Origin of the sequence: Candidatus Phytoplasma prunorum (genome assembly GCF_036924415.2) — a bacterium.
GTDB lineage: Bacteria > Bacillota_I > Bacilli_A > Acholeplasmatales > Acholeplasmataceae > Phytoplasma > Phytoplasma prunorum.
Genome location: NZ_JAZHCY020000002.1, coordinates 1 through 545, shown reverse-complemented (window position 1 = coordinate 545; position 545 = coordinate 1). Strand labels below are relative to the sequence as shown.

The following is a 545-nucleotide window of genomic DNA, read 5'->3' as shown; positions in this document are numbered from 1 at the left end:
AATCCGGATAACGCTTGCCCCCCATGTATTACCGCAGCTGCTGGCACATAGTTAGCCGGGGCTTATTCATTAAATACCGTCAGAATGATTTTTCCATCATTTTTTCTTCTTTAATAAAAGAACTTTACGTACCTAAATACTTCATCGTTCACGCGGCGTTGCTCGGTCAGAGTTTCCTCCATTGCCGAAAATTCCTTACTGCTGCCTCCCGTAGGAGTTTGGGCCGTATCTCAGTCCCAATGTGGCCGTTCAACCTCTCAGTCCAGCTACACATCATAGTCTTGGTAAGCCATTACCTTACCAACTAACTAATGTGCCGCAAGCCCATCTCTCAGCATACCCTTGCGGGTCTTTTAAAAGTTTCGAGATGCCTCAAAACTTCATATCCAGTCTTAGCAGTCGTTTCCAACTGTTATCCTCGTCTGAGAGGCAGGTTACTTACGTGTTACTCACCCGTTCGCCACTGAAACTAAAAGTTTCCGTTCGACTTGCATGTATTAAGCACGCCGCCAGCGTTCATCCTGAGCCAGGATCAAACTCTTAAT

The 545-nt window shown here is 46.1% G+C and carries 1 rRNA gene; it reads right to left on the bottom strand.

The window, feature by feature from the left end:
* A 16S ribosomal RNA gene (locus tag V9D86_RS00010) occupies positions 1–545 on the bottom strand; the annotation flags it as partial.